Source organism: Bradyrhizobium sp. 930_D9_N1_4, assembly GCF_052076015.1.
GTDB lineage: Bacteria > Pseudomonadota > Alphaproteobacteria > Rhizobiales > Xanthobacteraceae > Bradyrhizobium.
Genome location: NZ_CP197236.1, coordinates 1,899,701 through 1,916,705 on the forward strand (window position 1 = coordinate 1,899,701; position 17,005 = coordinate 1,916,705).

Consider the following 17,005-nt stretch of genomic DNA (forward strand, 5'->3'; position numbering starts at 1 on the left):
CGACACTCGGATGGAACCTGCTTTGCTCAGCCCGGCACAGATAACCGCAATGGCCGCAAATGGTTCCATGCGGTTCCGGGATTTTTTTGCGGGCCGGTGGGGCTTGAGGCCGGTTGTCCGGCGATGGCCCGGAAAGGCAGGTGCCTATTTATCCGCCATGGTCCGCTCGGCGTCCCTCAGCTGCGTCCGCAGGATCGGCAATTGCTCGCGCGCGAACGTGGTGAGCGCGGCATTGTCGGGTCCCCGCAGGTAGCGCTCGAGCAGGAGGATGACGGACTCGTATTCGGTGACCTGCGCAGCGTAGAAGCGCCTGACATAGGTCGGCCCATCGGCATCCTCCGGCTCAGCAAGGTTTGCGCTGGCGAGCGCTGTCTTGCCGACGCGTGACTCGGTGCCGATCGCGTCCTGAATCTGCTTCAGGGCGCCGTCCCGCTTGGCGGCCTCTTCGGCGCGCAGGGCGGCGAGGTTCTTCACCTCCGCATTGCCCTTCAGGTCGGTGCTCTCGAGCAGGCCCTGCTGGAAGCGGCTGAATGTGTAAAGGCCGGTGATGACATCGGTTGCGGTCGGCGCAGGTTCAGCTGGCGCACGTTCGCCGTTGCTGTCGGCAAGCGCCGCGGTGCCGAAAAAGGCCAGGATGATGACGACAAGAATCCGCATCTCTTTCCAATGACCGATGGCGTGCGAAGTTCCCCGGACGTTAAGATCCGGTAAGGGCGGTTGCGGCCCGAGAGTTCCGTCCCCAAATCTTCCTGATGAAACAGTCTGACATCTTCAGGGACAATGCCGACAATTGCCTTCAGCTCGCCGAGCGCGCGGAAGGGCAGCCCGCCCATAATCGCTATTCACGTATGGCGAATGCCTGGACGGCACTGGCGAACGAGCAGGACTGGCTGGATGGTGAAATCCCGCCGGTGAAAGTGCGCGTCCTCCAAACGCAGGATGCGTGAGCAGTCTCGTTGTCGTGAAGCTGCGTGTGAGACCGCTCACGGATGGTGAGCGACCAATCTAGCAGGATACAGGAACAGTCGATCGCGTTGGTTTGTCGTTTCCAGAAGGAGGTTTTGCGATGGCTCCACGTCTGGCACTTCTCTCATTCATTCTCGCCTTCGGCGTCTCGGTGGCGTTCGCGACCGTGACGACGGTGCGGCAGGTGCATCTGGAAAATGCGTCGGCTGCGATCCACGCGGTGCATAGTTAGCGCTGCGGCCTCTCGCACTGGAACATTCGTTGTGCCGGCGCGTAACCGCTTCGAGACATCACGACAAGCGAGAGGATATCATGGCGCATTCCGACCACGGCATCGTCAAGGACAAGCGTGCAGAGGAGCAGCCGCGCGACAAGCAGCGTGCGCAGGCCGTGCACAAGACGGATCCCAAGGGCTCGGCGTCGCGTGAAGCAACGCGCGATCCGAAGCTGAACGACGACAGCAAGACGCCGGGCTCCGGCATGACGCCGGATGATTCCGGCGCTGCACCAAGCGGCTAACAGGCGCGAGGAACGATTCCACGCGCGATGAGTCGATAGATTGCTTCCGGTTGTCATGCCCCCGGTGATCCGGAAGCAATCTCCAAGGACGGCCCTGGCACCCACCGTGCCGGGGCCGTTTGGCGATGTGAGGCCTGTGTCGGTCAGTCTTCGTTGCTGCCTTCGGTGTGCCCCTCAGGCCCGCGGCCGAACACCCCGAAATTGCTGGACTTCGAGCCGGCCAGCGCATCGACGCCCACGGAAGCCAGCCCGAACTTGAGCAACTCGCGAACCGCGGCGGCACGCGTCGGCATGCGATGCTTGAACCGGAAATCGTCCACTGCGGCCAACTCTTCTGGCGAGAGCATGACCTGCAGGCGCTCGGCGCGAAGATCGTTCATGGTCAATCACGTAGTTTGAGTAGGTTGAGTAGTTTACTCAACGAGCAAACTCGACTGGAGTTCCACAAGAATCCTCAACGTCTCCAAATTAGTAGGAAACACTAGTAAAATCAATAAGTTATATTGAAACTACTTTTGCGGAGGCGCATTATCTTGGAAAGGGAGATAGGCCATGACGGACGAAGTCAGGTTACCCCGCAGGCTTTCCGAGGAGCTCGAAGGGCCCAAGCCAATGAGGTCGAGCCACCAGAAGGTCATTGAACAGGTCGAGCGCTGGGCCAACAGCTCCGGCCTGCAACCACCGAGGACAGAAGATGCGAAAACGGTCTGAACCACACACATTCGAACAACGTCTCGACGCGCAGAGGCTGCGGCTTGAGCATGAGATGGCAGGCCTGCCCGACGGCTTGCAGCGGGATTCTGTCGCGACGCGCATCGAGCAACTGCAGATTGCCGCAGAGATGCACGGCTTTCTGACGCTAAGGAACGTGGCCGCGGCGGCTCGCTGAGCGCGGCCAGCCCTCGGGCTGTTTGCGATGAGAGGTGATGCGAAGCTTCCGCCTGAGCCACCACGCCGACACGGCAACGATGGCCCAAGCCAGAATTGCAATCGCGAATGCGCCGACAACGCTTGTCGATATCATGACGTAGAAGGTGGCGGCGAACGCTGCGAGGCCGATGCTTCCAAGGCCGGCCCCCACAGCGTCCAGGGCCGCCGCCTGTTGCCCGCGTCTCCGTCCATTGAGACCGGCCTTCTCCTTGGTGCGGCGCTCGTGACTCTCGATCAGCGTTGCGCTGGCGCAGAAGATGGCGGGGAGCGCGAGGAAGAGACCGCCGGTGGAGACACCGAAGCGCGCGCCGACGATGCCTGCGAAAACCGTCGCGAAGCCGCCAAGCAGGAAGCGGACGCCATATTCGTACCAGCGCGTCTGCTTGAACGTCGATGATGACAGCTTGACCAGCATCAGGCTGCTCCTCCAAGACTCACGAGCAGGCCGAAGGCGACTGCGAGCCAGACGACAAAGGCGATCATGGTGGCGGGCAGCGCCGCAAGCCGAAACCTCACCAGGAGATGGCAGACGGCGAGACTGTAGCAGGCGAGAGCAACCGCGCCGTAGATCATGGTCCAGCTTTCGGCGGCGGCGTATTGCGGGCCGTGCTGGACCACCGCCATGCCAAGTGTGGCCAGCGCGACCGATGGCGCGGCGCCGAGGAGGCCGCCGAAGCTCTTGGGTCGCAGCATATCGCCGAGGATTGCGAAGATGGACACGATCACGCCGCCGGCGATGAAGCGCAGGACATATTCGGTCATGACCGGGCTCTTTGATCTGACGGCCTGCGGGCCGGCCTTGTCAGCGTCCACGGCCTCAGCATCCGTTCGACGAGAATGCCGAGAGTAAAACCTGCGACGACATCGCTGGCCCAGTGCGCAAGCAGCGCGACGCGTGTCAGCGAGAGGCCTGCCGCAAGGACGCGGACGAAGCGGCGCCGGGCCGGTGGCAGCAAGCCGGCCGCGGATGCCAGTGCGCCCATGTGCACGGCATGGCCAGACGGGAAGGCGTCACGGGGCCGTCCGGAGAACGGGATGCCGCGGCGGTGGCCGCGAACGGTCAGCCGGTCGGGCCTGATCTGGTCAAACACGGATTTCAGAATATGCGGCAGCATCGCCGTAGCAATCGAAACCGCCAGCACGTGATTGGCGGTGCGGCGCTCTTCCGCAGGTCGCAGCCGGGTGTAGAGCCAACCCGCGGCGGCGAGGGCGAGCAGAACATGCTCGTCCGCGCCCCAGGTCAGCGCCTCGGCGGTCTGCTCGAGCTCCGGATTGGTATGATCCGCGATCCCGTTCGCGATCGCGACATCGATCTGCGTTGGTTTGACTGTTACAAGCGCCATCGGTCGAAAATCGGCGAGCTGTTCTCCATGACGATTTTGTAACGACCTGATGACGACGATCGTTCCTACGGCTGTCCCGATCCGCCTGCGGAGCCATACACCTGGCCGGTCGCATAGCTCGCGTCAGTCGCGGCGAGCTGAACATAGATCGAGGCCAGTTCGACGGGTTGACCGGGACGGCCGAGCGGCGTCATGCCGCCGAACTTTTCAAGCTTCTCCATCGTGGCGCCGCCGGAGACCTGGAGCGGCGTCCAGATCGGCCCCGGCGCGACCCCGTTGACGCGGATGCCCTTCGACGCCAGTTGCTTCGCCAGCGACTTCACATAATTCATCGTCGCCGCCTTGGTCTGTGCGTAATCGTAAAGATCCGGCGAGGGGTCGTAAGCCTGCTCGGATGTCGTGCCGATGATGCAGGAGCCGGGCTTGAGATGCGGCAGTGCCGCCTTGATGATCCAGAACGGCGCGTAGATATTGGTCTTCATGGTCGCGTCGAAGTCCTCCGACGAGACGTCGAGGATCGAGGCGCGGGTCTGCTGCCGTGCCGCGTTGTTGACGAGAATATCGAGCCCGCCGAGGCCCTGCACCGCCTGCTCGACCAGCTTCTTGCAGAAGGCCTCATCCTTGAGGTCGCCGGGGATCGCAAGGCCTTTGCGTCCTTCCTTTTTGATCAGCGCGATCACCTCCTGCGCATCCGGCTCTTCCGCCGGCAGATAGTTGATGGCGACGTCGGCGCCTTCGCGCGCGTAAGCGATCGCGGCGGCGCGACCCATGCCGGAATCGCCGCCGGTGATCAGCGCCTTGCGGGCGGCAAGGCGTCCCGAGCCCTTGTAGCTGGTCTCACCATGATCCGGGCGCGGCTCCATCTGGCCGGCAAGGCCCGGCCAGGGCTGCGACTGTTTCTTGAACGGCGGCTTCGGATAGCGTGTGACGGGATCGATGAGGTCCTGCTCGGGCATGTCAGTGTTTCCTTTCGCTGTCGATGACGCCAGCGAAGCCGCAGCGAGCGTGGCGCTCGCTGCGTGGACGATTTGCCGGCGGGATATCGGGGTTTTGTCCTGCGCCATGATGGTCTCCGCGAATTGATTGTCTCAACAAGCGGAGAGGAGCATCGTTGCTAACGAGAGGACGCCGGGCGGGCCGGCGTCCTCGCAGGATGCTTACTTCGACTGCCCGACGCTCGGCGCCTTGCCAAGCTCTTTGGCCATGTCGAGGTGGTGCTTCAGCGCCGGCAGAGTCTTGCCGGCCCAGTCCTTCAGCGCGGCATTGTCGCCGCCCTTCGCGTAGCGCTCGAACAGCGAGACCGCGTCCTCATGGGCGCTGACCTGATAGGAATTGTAGTCCGAGCTGAAATCCTTGCCTGAAGCATTCTTGAGCTTGTCGAGCTTGCTCTGATGCGAGCTGTCGAGCGCCGTGGGCAGCGTCGCCTGCACCTTGCCGTCGCCGACCAGGCCCTTCAGCTCGCTGCTGGTCTTGGTGTGATCGGTGACCATCTGCTGCGCGAAGGTCTTTTCCCGCGCATTGCCCTTCTGGACGGCGAGCTTGCTCGACTCGATCTCGAACATGTCGCTGACAGCGACCTCCTTGACGAAGTCGGCCGTCGCAGGCGCGACGCCGAGCGCCGAGTTGACGCCGGTCTTTTCTCCCAGCGACTGGGCGAGCGCGGGGCCTGCGAGAAGCGTGCAAGCAAGGGCGATGACGGTACGTTTCATGGTCGGTCCTCCGGATTGGGGCCGCGGCTGCTTGCCGCGCGGGTGCGCCGACCAACCACGCGCCAGGACCGAGGTTCCTAGTCGGTCGGATTGCGGCCGGTGCGGGGGAACGATCGCCTCAAGGTCCAGTTGGTTATTCACATTGGCTGAGAGGAGGATCGAGATGTTGAATCAAGGCGAACTGGATCGCAGCGAGATGGGCCGACTGATCGGCAGTGACAAGGTCGAGGGAACCTCGGTCTATGGGGCCGATCGCAGCAAGATCGGCTCGATTGAACGCGTGATGATCGACAAGGTCAGCGGCAAGGTGTCCTACGCCGTGCTCGGCTTCGGCGGCTTTCTGGGTCTTGGCAACGATCACTATCCGTTGCCCTGGCAGTCGCTGAAATACGACACGGATCTCGGCGGCTATGTCACCGGCATCACGGCGAAGTCGCTTGAGGGTGCGCCGAAATACGGCGAACGCAGCGATTGGAACTGGGGCGATGACGCGGCGACCCGCGGCATCAATACCTATTACGGCGTTCCCTTCGCATAGGCGCTTCGCGAAAGGAGATTCGATGAGCAAGGAACGGCCGACGGACGATCCCCGCAATCAGAACGATTGGGGCTCGCATACCCAGACCGACAAGCCCTGGAAGGGTAATCCGGAGAAAGAGCAGAAGTCGGGCGAGGCGAAGCCCGATCTTGAAAAGTGGCAAGAGACCAAGACGCACTGAGCAAATCGGGGCGGCGCGGGGGCATTGAGGGTTTTCGTCATTGCGAGCGTAGTGAAGCAATCGTCGCTTCGCTTCGCTCGCAATGACGGGGTTGCGGCTCAGCCCACCGCCTCCTTCCGCCCCGGCCCCGGATGCACATGCACCTGCCTGGCATGCAGCGGCTCCCCGCATTCCGAGCACACCATGACGGGATCGAACTGCTTGCCGCAATTCTTGTGTTCGTGCAGCAGCGGGCGGCCGCGCTCGTCGCCCATGTGGGTGTCGCCCCAATGCACCATCGCCATGATGATCGGGTAAAGGTCGAGGCCCTTCTGCGTCAGGATGTATTCGTAGCGCTTTGGCGCCTCGGAATAGGGGACCCGGCGTAAAATGCCGAAGCGGACCAGCTTCTTCAACCGCTCCGAGAGAAGATGCCGCGTAATCTGGAGCGAGGACTGGAAGGCCTCGAACCGGCGCACCCGCAAAAAGCATTCGCGCAGGATCAGCAGCGTCCAGCGATCGCCGACCACGGCGACGGTGCGGGAGAGCGAGCACGGCTCCTCGTCCAGCGTGTCCCATTTCATGATCCGGTCTCCGGCAAGCATAGTAAGTCAGAAAAAGGAACTGACTTGAATGATCAGTGCTATTTGTCAGACAGCCTAGCATTTGGCCTCAAAGTTTGACAGTTCTATTTTAGAACTATAGCCTTCCTCCCAATCACACCATTCACCGGAGGAGGCGACCTTGCCCAAGCGAAACGCGACAGCCGCCGTCATTGGGGCCGGCGATTTCATCGGCTCCGAGATCGCCAAGAAATTTGCCGCTGAAGGCTTCACGGTTTTTGCCGGTCGTCGCAATGGCGACAAGCTGGCGCCGCTGGTGAAGGATATCGAGGCCGCCGGCGGCGAGATCCATGCACGCTCGCTCGATGCGCGGAAGGAGGAGGAGGTCATCTCCTTCCTCAACGACGCCGACAAGCACGCACCACTCGAAGTCTGCATCTTCAACGTCGGCGCCAACGTCAATTTCCCGGTTCTCGACACCACCGAGCGCGTCTTCCGCAAAGTCTGGGAGATGGCTTGCTATTCCGGCTTTCTCGCGGGCCGGGAATCTGCGCGGCTGATGCTCCCGCGCGGCGGCGGCAAGATCTTCTTCACAGGCGCGACCGCGAGCTTGCGCGGCGGCAGCGGCTTTGCCGCTTTTGCCAGCGCCAAGTTTGGCCTCCGCGCGGTGGCGCAGGCGATGGCGCGCGAGCTCGGGCCGAAGAACATCCATGTCGCGCATCTCATCATCGATTCCGGCGTCGACACCGAATGGGTGCGGCAGCGCCGGCTCGAGGCGCTCGGCCCGAACGCGCTCGACAATCCCGATCTGCTGATGCCGCCATCGGCCGTGGCCGACTCCTATTGGCAGCTCTACCAGCAGCCGAAGAGCGCCTGGACCTTCGAGATGGAGATCCGCCCGTTCGGAGAGAAATGGTGACCGCGGCGCCGAAGTCCGGCTAGACTGAAGCCAACGCAAGCAAAATTCCGGGAGGAGAACTGACGTGAAGACCGCGATCACCGAACTGTTCGGCATCGAGCACCCCATCATCCAGGGCGGCATGCATTTCGTCGGCTTTGCCGAGCTGGCGGCTGCCGTCTCCAATGCCGGCGGGCTCGGCATCATCACCGGTCTCACACAGAAGACGCCGGAATTGCTCGCGAAGGAAATCGCGCGCTGTCGCGACATGACCGACAAGCCGTTCGGCGTGAACCTCACCTTCCTGCCGACCTTCGCAGCGCCGCCTTATCCGGAATACATCGCGGCCATCGTCGAAGGCGGCATCACGGCGGTCGAGACCGCGGGCCGCAGCCCGGAAGCCTACATGCCTGCGCTGAAGGCTGCCGACATCAAGGTCATCCACAAATGTACCTCCGTGCGCCACTCGCTGAAGGCGGAGCGCATCGGCTGCGACGCCGTCAGCGTCGACGGCTTCGAGTGCGGCGGCCATCCCGGCGAGGACGACATTCCGAACATGATCCTGCTGCCGCGCGCGGCGGAGGAGTTGAAGATCCCGTTCGTCGCTTCCGGTGGCATGGCCGATGGTCGCAGCCTCGTTGCGGCGCTGTCGCTGGGCGCGGCCGGCATGAACATGGGCACGCGCTTCATCGCCACCAAGGAGGCTCCTGTCCACCAGAACGTGAAGAACGCGCTGGTCGCCGCCAGCGAGCTCGACACCCGCCTGATCATGCGTAGCCTGCGCAACACCGAGCGCGTGCTGAAGAACGCCAATGTCGATCGCCTTATCGAGATCGAACGCGAGAAAGGCGATAAGCTCAAGATCGACGACATCCACGACCAGGTCGCGGGCGTCTATCCCAGGATCATGCTGGACGGCCAGATGGACGCAGGCGCCTGGAGCTGCGGCATGGTCGCCGGCCTCATCCACGACATCCCCTCCTGCAAGGAACTGGTCGATCGCATCATGGCCGAGGCGGATCAGATCATCCGCAGCCGCCTGATGGGGTTCCTGGATGGAGCGGGGGCGGCGAAAAAGGTCGCCTGACACCGCCAAACTTCTTAACCAATGCGGGAACTGACTGCTGGAATTCCGCGCGACGCCTCCTAAATAGGGATAAAATACCCCTTTGATAATCAATTTCAGGAGGCGTCCGTGGTCCTGAAGAACGTTCATTTTGCTGTTGCCGCCGCCCTCGTGCTCGCATGGGGCGGTCTCGCACGTGCTGACGACTACAAGCCCGGTGAATATCTCGGTCTCGATCTGTCCAAGGCTGTCCTGTCGCCGAAGCGGCTCGGGCCCGAGACGCAATTTGCACCGATCGCGTTGGAGGCGAAGGGCGGCAACGAGGCGCAGGCCCGTGCCGAGCCGGTCGACGTACCGAAGAAGGTCGCGGCCGAACGCGTGCGCGTGTCCGAGCCGAAGGCCGCGCACACGAAGAGCGCCCAGCCGCGCGGTGCTGCGCGCACCAGGCTCGCGCATCGTCATGGCAATCCACTCGACGCGCAGGCGATGGATACCCGTATCCAGACCTGGCCGTGCCGCTCCGGCGGTATTTGCAACTGGAAGCACTAGCCTTTCAGCACCCGTCATCTCCGCGTCGTAAAACGGTAGGCGTGGAGTCAAGAAACCGTCAGGGTAGCAGTCAAACGACGCAGGCACCTTCCGTCGCGATTCGACGAAGGTTTCCTGAATGGCATTGCTCCGCGACTCGCGCGCATGGACCCGACGACAATTCCTGGTCCGCTTCGCGTCCAGTCTCGCCGTTGCCGGGCTCGCGAAGCCTCACCTCAGCCGGGCCGCCGATCGTCCGCAAATCTCGGGCGGCATTCAGTCCGGCGATGTCTCCGATGGCTCTGCGGTGATCTGGGCCCGCGCCGACCGGCCCGCGCGGATGCAGGTGGAATATTCGACTGTCGAGAGCTTCAAGACCATCATTGCGCAGGCCTCGCGTGATGCTCTGCCCGATGCCGATTTCACCGCGAAGCTGCAGCTCGACGATCTGCCACCCGGGCAGGACATCTTCTATCGCGTGCGCTTCGATGACATCGCGAGCGGTCTTGCCGGCGAAAGCCGCACCGGTCATTTCCGCACCGCGCCGGCAGCGGGTAAATCGATCTCGTTCGTGTGGTCGGGCGACGTCGCGGGGCAGGGCTGGGGCATCGACATCTCGCGCGGAGGTTATCGCAGCTATCGCACCATGCTCGACAACCACCCGGATTTCTTCATCCACTCCGGCGACCACATCTACGCGGACTGCACGATCCCTTCCGAGCAGAAGCTGCCGAACGGCGAGACCTGGCGCAATGTCGTCACGGAGGAGAAGTCCGAGGTCGCGCACTCGCTGGCGCAGTTTCGTGGCAACTACAAATACAACCATCTCGACGAACATTTTCGCGCGTTCCACGCGGAGGTGCCGATGTTCGCCCAGTGGGACGACCACGAGGTCACCAACGACTGGTCACCGGCCGGCAGCTTCGACGAGACTGGTTACGAAGACGACGGCACACCCCGTCTGGTCGCGCGCGCCCGCCGCGCCTTCTTCGACTTCATGCCGATCCGCGACATCGGTGTGCGGCAGGCGCGGGTTTATCGCAAGATCGCTTACGGTCCGCTGCTCGACGTCTTCATGATCGACATGCGCAGTTTTCGCGACAACAGCTGGAACAAGGGCGACGACCATCGCGGCTGGATTCTCGGTGCCGAGCAGCTCGCGTGGCTGAAGCGCGAGCTCGCGGCGTCGCGTGCGACCTGGAAAGTGATTGCGGCGGATCTGCCGATCGGTCTGGTCAGCCTCGATGCCGTCGCGCTCGGCAACGGCGCGCCTGACCGGCGCGAGCACGAGATCGCCGACCTTCTGTCGTCCATCAAGCGCGCCGGCATCCGCAACATCGTCTGGCTCACCGCCGACATGCACTACACCGCCGCGCATTATTACGATCCGAACAAGGCGCAGTTTCAGGATTTCGAGCCGTTCTGGGAGTTCGTCTCCGGCCCGCTGCACGCCGGCTCCTGGGGCCCGGGCGAGCTCGACGACACCTTCGGCCCGGTCGCGATGTACCAGAACGGCTGCAGCGCGGCGCAGGGCGACAATTTGGCGCCGTGCTTCGGCCTCCAGTTCTTCGGCCGCGTCGACATCGACGGCGCGAGCGGCGTGATGACCGTGACCTTGAAGGACGTCGACGACCGCGACCTCTGGTCGGTCGATATCGTGCCGCAGCCGCAGGTGCGGCCGGCCGTGGTGGCGCAGCATTCGTGAGAGCGGCAGCTCTGCGCCCCGGTCGTCATGCCCGGGCTTGTCCCGGGCATCCACGTTCTTCGTGCGGCGAGGCGTGGATGGCCGGGACGGGCCCGGCCATGACGGTGGGGAGGCGTCAAGGGCCACAATGCTAACCCGATCTTGATTGGCCGGCCTGCACCTCCCGCGCTATACTGAGCGCTCCCGCCATCTCTTTTCCATCATCGAGAAATCCGTCCCCGTGGCCCCACGGCGCGCATCTTAGCGGGATGAAATACGTCAGGAGTTTAGCTCATGGATTATGTAAAGACACAGGGCATCAGCATGCCCAAGCTCGGCCTCGGCACCTTCCGCATGCAGGGCGATGCCTGCCGTGCTGCGGTCGAGAGCGCGCTGTCGATCGGCTATCGCCATATCGACACCGCCGAGATGTACGCCAACGAAGAGCCGATCGGCGCCGCGCTCGCTGCCGCCCGTCTGCCGCGCGGCGAGCTGCACGTTACGACGAAGGTCTGGCACGAGAACCTCAGCCCCGACGCGATCCGCCGTGCCTTCGACACCAGCCTGAAAAAACTCAAGCTCGACCATGTCGATCTCTATCTCGTGCACTGGCCGTCGAAAGCTGCGAACTGGGGCGCGGTATTCGAGACCCTGATGAAGCTGAAGGATGAGGGGCGTACGCGGGCGATCGGCGTTGCCAATTTCACGACTGATCTGCTCAAGACCGTGGTCGAGGACATCAAGGCCCCGATCGCCTGCAACCAGATCGAATATCACGCCATGCTCGATCAATCGAAGGTGCTGGCCTATCTCAACGCCAAATCGATTCCTCTCGTCGGCTATTGCCCGCTCGCGCAGGGGCGTATCGCTTCTGATCCCGTGCTGGCCGAGATCGGCGCCAAGCATAATGCGAGCGCAGCGCAAGTTGCGCTCAAATGGCTGCTCGATCAGGACGGTGTGGCGGCGATTCCGAAGGCGTCGCGCCGCGAGAGCCAGCAGGCCAATCTCGACGCACTCAAGATCACGCTCGACGACGCCGATCGCAACAAGATCGCCGCGCTGCCCAAGGACCGACGCTGCGTCAATCCGGGCTTTGCGCCGGCGTGGGATTAGTCGGCTGACGTTTCAGGAACGCAAAAGAAATGGCCCCGTGAGGGGCCATTTCCATATTGCGTTATGCATCAATCCCAGTGGTGGTGGCGGTGACCACGCTTGACCACCACGACCCGGTCGCGACCGTGCCAGCCGCGATGCCAGCCATGATCGCGATGGCCGCGCATTTCGGCGCGAGCGCCATAGCCGTGATGATGGCCGTTCTTGATCACCACCGTTTGCGCACTGGCCAGCGTCGGGACCGCCACTGCGAGCGCACCGATAGCGGCAACGACATAAGCAAGTTTCTTCATGATGTCCTCCTCCAATTCAATACAGTTGAGAACATCGCATAGACGCGAACGTTCCGCAGGAATCGCAGGAGAATTCTGAACAGCTGTTCAGGTGGTTAATCGCAGCGTTGCTGCGCCGGTGTCAGCGCGCCGGTCGCGACGTATTTGCCGTCCTTGATCGTGTACACGCCGCGCTCGCTGCGATTGTAGATCGCGCGCAAGCTACCTTGCTTTGAAATCAGCAGGCCGAATTCACGCGTCTGCTGCAGCGAGGGGAAGTACACCATCACGTTGATCAGGCCGTCGTCGCTGACCGTGGCCGACACCACCTCGTTCTCGTCCCTCGCGTCGCCGAAATTGCGCCGGTACATCACCCTTCCGTCCTTCCGGATTTCATAAGTCAGCAGCGCGCCCTTGTCGCGGTCGGGCCGGGCGGTGCAATCGATCGCCCATGAGCCGAGCAGGCCCCATTGCTCGACCGTTGCAACGAGCGTCTCGGCTCCTGCCACGGAGGTGAACGCAACCCACAGCACGGCCGCCGTGGTCCAGCGGCTCAAACAACGCGTCATGTCCTGAAAAACCCCGCCTCGAACAATTCCAGATTTTAGCATCCTGCGTGCTGCCGTCCACGCCAGCCGCCATTCGCGCGCGAATTTGATCCGCGTCAATGAGGCCGGTCGCATCGAGGCTAGGATGGCGGTCCCGAAGGCGATACGTGGTGAGAGCGATGCTGAATCAAGTCATGGATTTCGCGGGCGAGGTGCTGCCGGGGAGCTGCGCCGTGCCGCCATATTCCGAGACCGCGTTTCTGGCCGAGCTGGGCGAGCGCCTGAGGTCTTCGCGCGCCCGCTGCGAGCTGTCGCGCCGGGAGCTTGCCCGCCGCTCCGGGATTTCCGAGCGCTACATCGCCCAGATCGAGGCCGGCAAAGGCAATGTCTCGATCGTGCTGCTGCTGCGGCTGGCCTCCGCGATCCATAGCAGCCAGCCGCAAGCCGCTTGAAGCCTTAGCCCCGCTTCTCCACATTGGCGCTGCGGGCGGGTACGCCGAATTCCTTGCGGCAGACCTCGGCCAGCACAGCGACGCCCTCGCGGATCTGCTGATGCGACGGGCTTGCAAAGCATAGCCGCAAACGCGAGCTGGAATGGCCCTTGTTGGTCGACCATTCCGGTCCCGGATTGATCGAGACGCCGGCGGCGAGTGCGGCCTGATACAGCTTCAGCGTATCGACCTGGTCGGGCAGCTTGACCCAGAGGAAGATGCCCCCCTTGGGCTCCTCGAATTCGGCCGCCGTGCCGAACTGCTCGTTGAGCGCTTCCATCAGCGTGTCGAGCTTGGTGCGTAGCGCCTTCGTCAGTGCCGGCACGTGGGTGGCAAAATGCGGCTTGCAATAGGCGGCAAGCACCATCTGCTCCAGTGCGCCGGAGCCCGCATCCGTCTTCAGCGCCAGCATCCGCGACATCACATCCCAGGGCGCGACGATGAAGCCGACGCGCAGCGCCGGCGCGATCGACTTCGAGAACGAGCCGATATGGATCACCCCGCCGCTCGGGCTCATCGCATGGATCGCCGGCGGCCGCTGCCCGGACCAGATGAGGTCGGCATAGCAATCGTCCTCGAAGATCGGCACGCCGTATTCGGTCGCGAGCCGCACCAGCTCAGTGCGGCGGCTCTCCGGCATGATGCTGCCGGTCGGGTTCTGCACGGTCGGGATGGTGTAGATGTATTTGGGACGGATACCGCGGCCCTTGAGGTCAGCGAGCGTCGAGGCCAGCACGTCCATCCGCATGCCGTCCTTGTCGAGCGGGATGCCGACGACGTTGACGCCAAGACGGGCCAGGCGGGTCAGGGAGCCCTGATAGCTGTCCTGCTCGAAGATCACGGTGTCGCCCCGCGTCAGCAACGTGCTGTTGACGAGGTCGAGCGCCTGGAGCGAGCCTGAGACGATCATGAGGTCGTCGACCGTGCAGTTGATGCCGGCATCGCGCTTGAGTTTCGTCACCAGGAATTCGCGCAAGGGGAGGTAGCCCTGCGGGCCGTGCGCCAGCCCGTAGGTGGCGAGCGAGCGGCCCTCGCGTTGCAGGGCGGAGCTGGTCGCCTCGATCAGGTCGTCCAGCGGCAGTTGCTCGGAATCATTGTTGCCGCCGACGAAGCTATATTTGGCGAGACCCGTCCAGCGCGCAGAAGGGGCCGGCAGCCCTGCGGGAAACAGGGGCGTGAAATCGAAGCTGGACGTCATGGGGCGTTCCTCGTTGTTTTCTTGTTGAGCCAGCCGGCATTGCGCCGGCCCGCCTTGTTTTGTCTCGGCCACCCAGATCGGGCGGGCCTTATTTCTTGCCGGCCGTCCGGGTCGGACGTCCCTGGCTGATGAAAGCGTAATGCGCATTGGCGACGCCGCCAACCATCAAGGCCTCGACCACCGGCTCGGCGATCTCGCCCGTTGCGGCCCAGTCGACGAGGAAATTGGCCCCGGTCCCGCCGCGCACGTCGTCGGTCGGGATGAAGATGGAGACGGTGGCGAGCGGCTTCAGCGCGACCTGACCCTTCAGGTAGGTCTCGACCTGCTTGCCTGCGGTGTCGAAATAGGCGATGCGTTTAACCACCAGTACTTGGGTCTCGGAGGCGTTGTGCACGCTCAGCGTCACCGAGAAGTCGACACGCAGCTTACCCTGGCTCATCGCGACGCTGGAATAGGCGGGCACGTAGAACCCACCGGAGACCGCAAGTTCCTCCTTCGGCAGTGCGGTGAGCGAATCGGCAAAGTTTTGTTCGATATTGACCTTGGATTGAGCAGCGGCGGGCATGGCGCAGGCGAGGGGGCATAGCAGCAATGCCGCGAAAAGCCCTTTTTGCATGTGACGAATTGCTCGCTTGCCGCGCCGCAACCCGTCTCTAGGGTGCGGCAAAACGGACCCATTTGGTATGCACGAACTCATTCGCGACATCACTCTCTGTATTCTGTTTGCCTGGATGCTGGGCCTGCTCGCCCATTTCTCTCGGCAGCCGCTGATCCTCGCCTACCTTATCGCCGGCTTTTGCATAGGTCCATTCGGCACCGGCTGGGTCCATTCGCAGGAATCGATCAGCGTCATCTCCGAGCTCGGCCTGATCTTCATGCTGTTCATGATCGGGCTGGAAATCGACCTGAAGAAGATCGTGCGGGCGGGCAAGGTGATCCTGTTCGCGGCAGGCGGCCAGTTGCTCGGCGGCTGCCTGCTCGGGGTGCTGTTCTTCGTCGGCATCGGCCTGTCGCTCGGCGGCGGGCAGTTCGATGCGGTCTATCTCTGTGTCGCCTGCGCGCTGTCGAGCACCGTGATCATCGTCAAGGTGCTCTACGAGAAGCGCGAGCTCGACACGCTGCCCGGCCGCATCACGCTCGGCGTCCTCGTGCTGCAGGACATCTTCGCCATCCTGTTCCTGGCGGTGCAGCCAAGCCTCGCCAATCTGGAGGTCAGCGTCATCCTGCTGTCGATCGGCCGCGTCGCGGTGCTGGTCGCCGCTGCGCTGCTGGTCAGCCGCTACGTGCTGCCGCGTGTGTTCCACCAGATCGCCCGCCGCCCCGAGCTGATCCTGCTCGGCGCGCTCGCCTGGTGCTTCCTCGTCGCCGAGACTGCGGAACGGCTGTCGCTGTCGCGCGAGATGGGCGCCCTGATCGCCGGCGTCTCGCTCTCGACCTTTCCTTACGCGCTGGACGTCACCGCCAAGGTCACCACGCTGCGCGACTTCTTCATCACGCTGTTCTTCGTCGCGCTCGGCATGACCATTCCGGTGCCGGGCCTCTCCGTGATCGGGCTTGCCTTGATGATCGCGGCGTTCACGGTGGTGAGCCGCCTCGTCACCACCTTCACCCCGTTGTATCTGATGAAGCAGGGCCTGCGGGCCAGCCTGTTGCCGGCCCTGAACCTGGCGCAGATCTCCGAGTTCTCGCTGGTGGTGATCCAGACCGGCGTTGCCAGCCGCCACATCGCAGCCGAGACGGCGAACGCGGCTTCTTTCGCCTTCGTGGTGCTGGCCGTGCTTTCGACCTTCGCGATGAGCCGCAGCGACGAGATCACCCGCTGGGCGATCGGCCCCCTGAAGCGGATCGGCCTGCGCGACCTCGACCATGGCAGCGGCCATGGCGAGGAGGGGCACGAGGGCGGCCATGGCGAGGCCCGCCGCATCGTCATCCTCGGTTTTTTCCGCGCGGCGAGCGCGCTGCTGGCCGAGATCGAGCGGCAGGCGCCGGTTCTGCTCGAGCAGATCACCGTGATCGATTTCAACCCCAATGTTTACCAGACCCTGCTGTCGCGCGGCCTGCACGTGATCTATGGCGACATCAGCAGTGCCGACACGTTGCTCCACGCCGGCGTCGGCAAGTCCGAGATGATCATTCTCAGCGTGCCGGATGCGCTTCTGAAGGGCGCCAGCAACGAGAAGCTGGTCCGCCATGTCCGCACCCTCAACCCGACCGCCATGATCGTGGCCACGGCGGATCTGTTGTCGGATGTGGCCGAGCTCTACGCGGCCGGCGCCAGCTACGTCACGGTGACCCGGCTCAGCGACGCTCATGAGCTGTTTACCGTGATCGAAGCCGCCCAGGCCGGCCTGCTGCCCGACAAGCGCGCCGAGCTCGATCAGCGGCTCGGCGAGCGGCGCGAAGTGCTGCCCTGAAGGCTGTCGGGCGGCCTTCCCCACGCGCGGGCCGCGCCTATATCCTTGGTATCTTCGGTGCAAGG

General features: G+C 63.4%; 25 protein-coding genes. 13 read left to right on the forward strand and 12 right to left on the reverse strand.

Annotated features, from left to right (window positions below; translation table 11 throughout):
- Positions 1–144: 144 nt before the first annotated feature.
- Positions 145–657, reverse strand: a complete 513-nt coding sequence (locus tag AB7532_RS08810) for a DUF4142 domain-containing protein (protein WP_441234411.1) — start codon at positions 655–657, stop codon at positions 145–147.
- A 95-nt stretch (positions 658–752) separates the two neighbouring features.
- On the opposite strand from AB7532_RS08810, the gene AB7532_RS08815 reads away from it, so the two are divergent.
- The 3 genes from AB7532_RS08815 (at position 753) to AB7532_RS08825 (ending at position 1,485) form a co-directional block, all read left to right on the forward strand.
- A complete protein-coding gene (locus tag AB7532_RS08815; protein WP_441234412.1) occupies positions 753–947 on the forward strand; it encodes a hypothetical protein in 195 nt (64 codons plus the stop codon).
- A 119-nt stretch (positions 948–1,066) separates the two neighbouring features.
- Positions 1,067–1,198, forward strand: coding sequence for a hypothetical protein (locus tag AB7532_RS08820; RefSeq protein WP_441234413.1), 132 nt, complete (start codon positions 1,067–1,069; stop codon positions 1,196–1,198).
- A gap of 80 nt (positions 1,199–1,278) precedes the next feature.
- Positions 1,279–1,485 (forward strand): hypothetical protein, encoded by a 207-nt coding sequence (locus AB7532_RS08825; protein WP_441234414.1) that lies wholly within the window; start codon positions 1,279–1,281, stop codon positions 1,483–1,485.
- Between the two features lie 143 nt (positions 1,486–1,628).
- Here AB7532_RS08825 and AB7532_RS08830 read toward each other — a convergent pair whose 3' ends face one another.
- Positions 1,629–1,865, reverse strand: coding sequence for a hypothetical protein (locus AB7532_RS08830; RefSeq protein ID WP_441234415.1), 237 nt, complete (start codon positions 1,863–1,865; stop codon positions 1,629–1,631).
- Between the two features lie 172 nt (positions 1,866–2,037).
- On the opposite strand from AB7532_RS08830, the gene AB7532_RS08835 reads away from it, so the two are divergent.
- Complete coding sequence (locus tag AB7532_RS08835) at positions 2,038–2,196, forward strand: hypothetical protein (protein WP_441234416.1); 159 nt, start codon at positions 2,038–2,040, stop codon at positions 2,194–2,196.
- A 148-nt stretch (positions 2,197–2,344) separates the two neighbouring features.
- Here AB7532_RS08835 and AB7532_RS08840 read toward each other — a convergent pair whose 3' ends face one another.
- The 5 genes from AB7532_RS08840 to AB7532_RS08860 all read right to left on the reverse strand — a co-directional run bounded on the left by AB7532_RS08840 (position 2,345) and on the right by AB7532_RS08860 (position 5,467).
- On the reverse strand, positions 2,345–2,830 hold the full coding sequence (locus tag AB7532_RS08840) for a hypothetical protein (RefSeq protein ID WP_441234417.1): 486 nt from the start codon (positions 2,828–2,830) through the stop codon (positions 2,345–2,347).
- The gene (locus AB7532_RS08845; RefSeq protein ID WP_441234418.1) at positions 2,830–3,177 is read right to left on the reverse strand and encodes a DUF3147 family protein; all 348 of its coding nucleotides are present in this window, start codon (positions 3,175–3,177) and stop codon (positions 2,830–2,832) included. Before AB7532_RS08845 ends, AB7532_RS08840 begins: the two co-directional genes overlap by 1 nt.
- A complete protein-coding gene (locus AB7532_RS08850; protein WP_441234419.1) occupies positions 3,174–3,758 on the reverse strand; it encodes a phosphatase PAP2 family protein in 585 nt (194 codons plus the stop codon). The genes AB7532_RS08845 and AB7532_RS08850 overlap by 4 nt, the downstream gene beginning before the upstream one ends.
- 65 nt (positions 3,759–3,823) lie before the next feature.
- Complete coding sequence (locus AB7532_RS08855; RefSeq protein ID WP_441234420.1) at positions 3,824–4,822, reverse strand: SDR family oxidoreductase; 999 nt, start codon at positions 4,820–4,822, stop codon at positions 3,824–3,826.
- A 93-nt stretch (positions 4,823–4,915) separates the two neighbouring features.
- Positions 4,916–5,467: a DUF4142 domain-containing protein gene (locus tag AB7532_RS08860; RefSeq protein WP_441234421.1), complete on the reverse strand. Its 552-nt coding sequence runs from the start codon at positions 5,465–5,467 to the stop codon at positions 4,916–4,918.
- 163 nt (positions 5,468–5,630) lie between these two features.
- Between AB7532_RS08860 and AB7532_RS08865 the strand changes: the two genes are divergently transcribed.
- Positions 5,631–6,005, forward strand: a complete 375-nt coding sequence (locus AB7532_RS08865; RefSeq protein WP_441234422.1) for a PRC-barrel domain-containing protein — start codon at positions 5,631–5,633, stop codon at positions 6,003–6,005.
- Positions 6,006–6,027: 22 nt separating this feature from the next.
- Positions 6,028–6,186 (forward strand): hypothetical protein, encoded by a 159-nt coding sequence (locus tag AB7532_RS08870; protein ID WP_441234423.1) that lies wholly within the window; start codon positions 6,028–6,030, stop codon positions 6,184–6,186.
- A 98-nt stretch (positions 6,187–6,284) separates the two neighbouring features.
- Here AB7532_RS08870 and AB7532_RS08875 read toward each other — a convergent pair whose 3' ends face one another.
- Positions 6,285–6,749 carry a winged helix-turn-helix transcriptional regulator gene (locus AB7532_RS08875; RefSeq protein ID WP_441234424.1) on the reverse strand — a complete coding sequence of 155 codons (465 nt, stop codon included), beginning with the start codon at positions 6,747–6,749 and terminating at the stop codon, positions 6,285–6,287.
- Between the two features lie 160 nt (positions 6,750–6,909).
- Here AB7532_RS08875 and AB7532_RS08880 point away from each other — a divergent pair, with 160 nt between their 5' ends.
- The 5 genes from AB7532_RS08880 to AB7532_RS08900 all read left to right on the forward strand — a co-directional run bounded on the left by AB7532_RS08880 (position 6,910) and on the right by AB7532_RS08900 (position 12,017).
- On the forward strand, positions 6,910–7,647 hold the full coding sequence (locus AB7532_RS08880; protein WP_441234425.1) for an SDR family oxidoreductase: 738 nt from the start codon (positions 6,910–6,912) through the stop codon (positions 7,645–7,647).
- Between the two features lie 64 nt (positions 7,648–7,711).
- Positions 7,712–8,713: an NAD(P)H-dependent flavin oxidoreductase gene (locus tag AB7532_RS08885; protein ID WP_441234426.1), complete on the forward strand. Its 1,002-nt coding sequence runs from the start codon at positions 7,712–7,714 to the stop codon at positions 8,711–8,713.
- A 108-nt stretch (positions 8,714–8,821) separates the two neighbouring features.
- A complete protein-coding gene (locus tag AB7532_RS08890) occupies positions 8,822–9,241 on the forward strand; it encodes a hypothetical protein (RefSeq protein ID WP_441234427.1) in 420 nt (139 codons plus the stop codon).
- A gap of 118 nt (positions 9,242–9,359) precedes the next feature.
- Positions 9,360–10,925, forward strand: a complete 1,566-nt coding sequence (locus AB7532_RS08895) for an alkaline phosphatase D family protein (protein ID WP_441234428.1) — start codon at positions 9,360–9,362, stop codon at positions 10,923–10,925.
- A 273-nt stretch (positions 10,926–11,198) separates the two neighbouring features.
- The gene (locus AB7532_RS08900; protein WP_441234429.1) at positions 11,199–12,017 is read left to right on the forward strand and encodes an aldo/keto reductase; all 819 of its coding nucleotides are present in this window, start codon (positions 11,199–11,201) and stop codon (positions 12,015–12,017) included.
- A 68-nt stretch (positions 12,018–12,085) separates the two neighbouring features.
- Here the strand turns inward: AB7532_RS08900 and AB7532_RS08905 are convergent, their stop codons facing one another.
- A complete protein-coding gene (locus AB7532_RS08905) occupies positions 12,086–12,310 on the reverse strand; it encodes a hypothetical protein (RefSeq protein WP_441234430.1) in 225 nt (74 codons plus the stop codon).
- Between the two features lie 95 nt (positions 12,311–12,405).
- Entirely contained in the window at positions 12,406–12,858 is a 453-nt protein-coding gene (locus AB7532_RS08910) for a hypothetical protein (protein WP_441239219.1), read from the reverse strand.
- 158 nt (positions 12,859–13,016) lie between these two features.
- Here AB7532_RS08910 and AB7532_RS08915 point away from each other — a divergent pair, with 158 nt between their 5' ends.
- Complete coding sequence (locus tag AB7532_RS08915; RefSeq protein ID WP_270167994.1) at positions 13,017–13,289, forward strand: helix-turn-helix domain-containing protein; 273 nt, start codon at positions 13,017–13,019, stop codon at positions 13,287–13,289.
- Between the two features lie 4 nt (positions 13,290–13,293).
- On the opposite strand, the gene AB7532_RS08920 is transcribed toward AB7532_RS08915, so the two are convergent.
- Complete coding sequence (locus tag AB7532_RS08920; RefSeq protein ID WP_441234431.1) at positions 13,294–14,526, reverse strand: PLP-dependent aminotransferase family protein; 1,233 nt, start codon at positions 14,524–14,526, stop codon at positions 13,294–13,296.
- An 88-nt stretch (positions 14,527–14,614) separates the two neighbouring features.
- Positions 14,615–15,142, reverse strand: coding sequence for a DUF3124 domain-containing protein (locus AB7532_RS08925; protein WP_441239220.1), 528 nt, complete (start codon positions 15,140–15,142; stop codon positions 14,615–14,617).
- A 67-nt stretch (positions 15,143–15,209) separates the two neighbouring features.
- Between AB7532_RS08925 and AB7532_RS08930 the strand changes: the two genes are divergently transcribed.
- Entirely contained in the window at positions 15,210–16,940 is a 1,731-nt protein-coding gene (locus AB7532_RS08930) for a cation:proton antiporter domain-containing protein (RefSeq protein WP_441234432.1), read from the forward strand.
- Positions 16,941–17,005 lie beyond the last annotated feature (65 nt).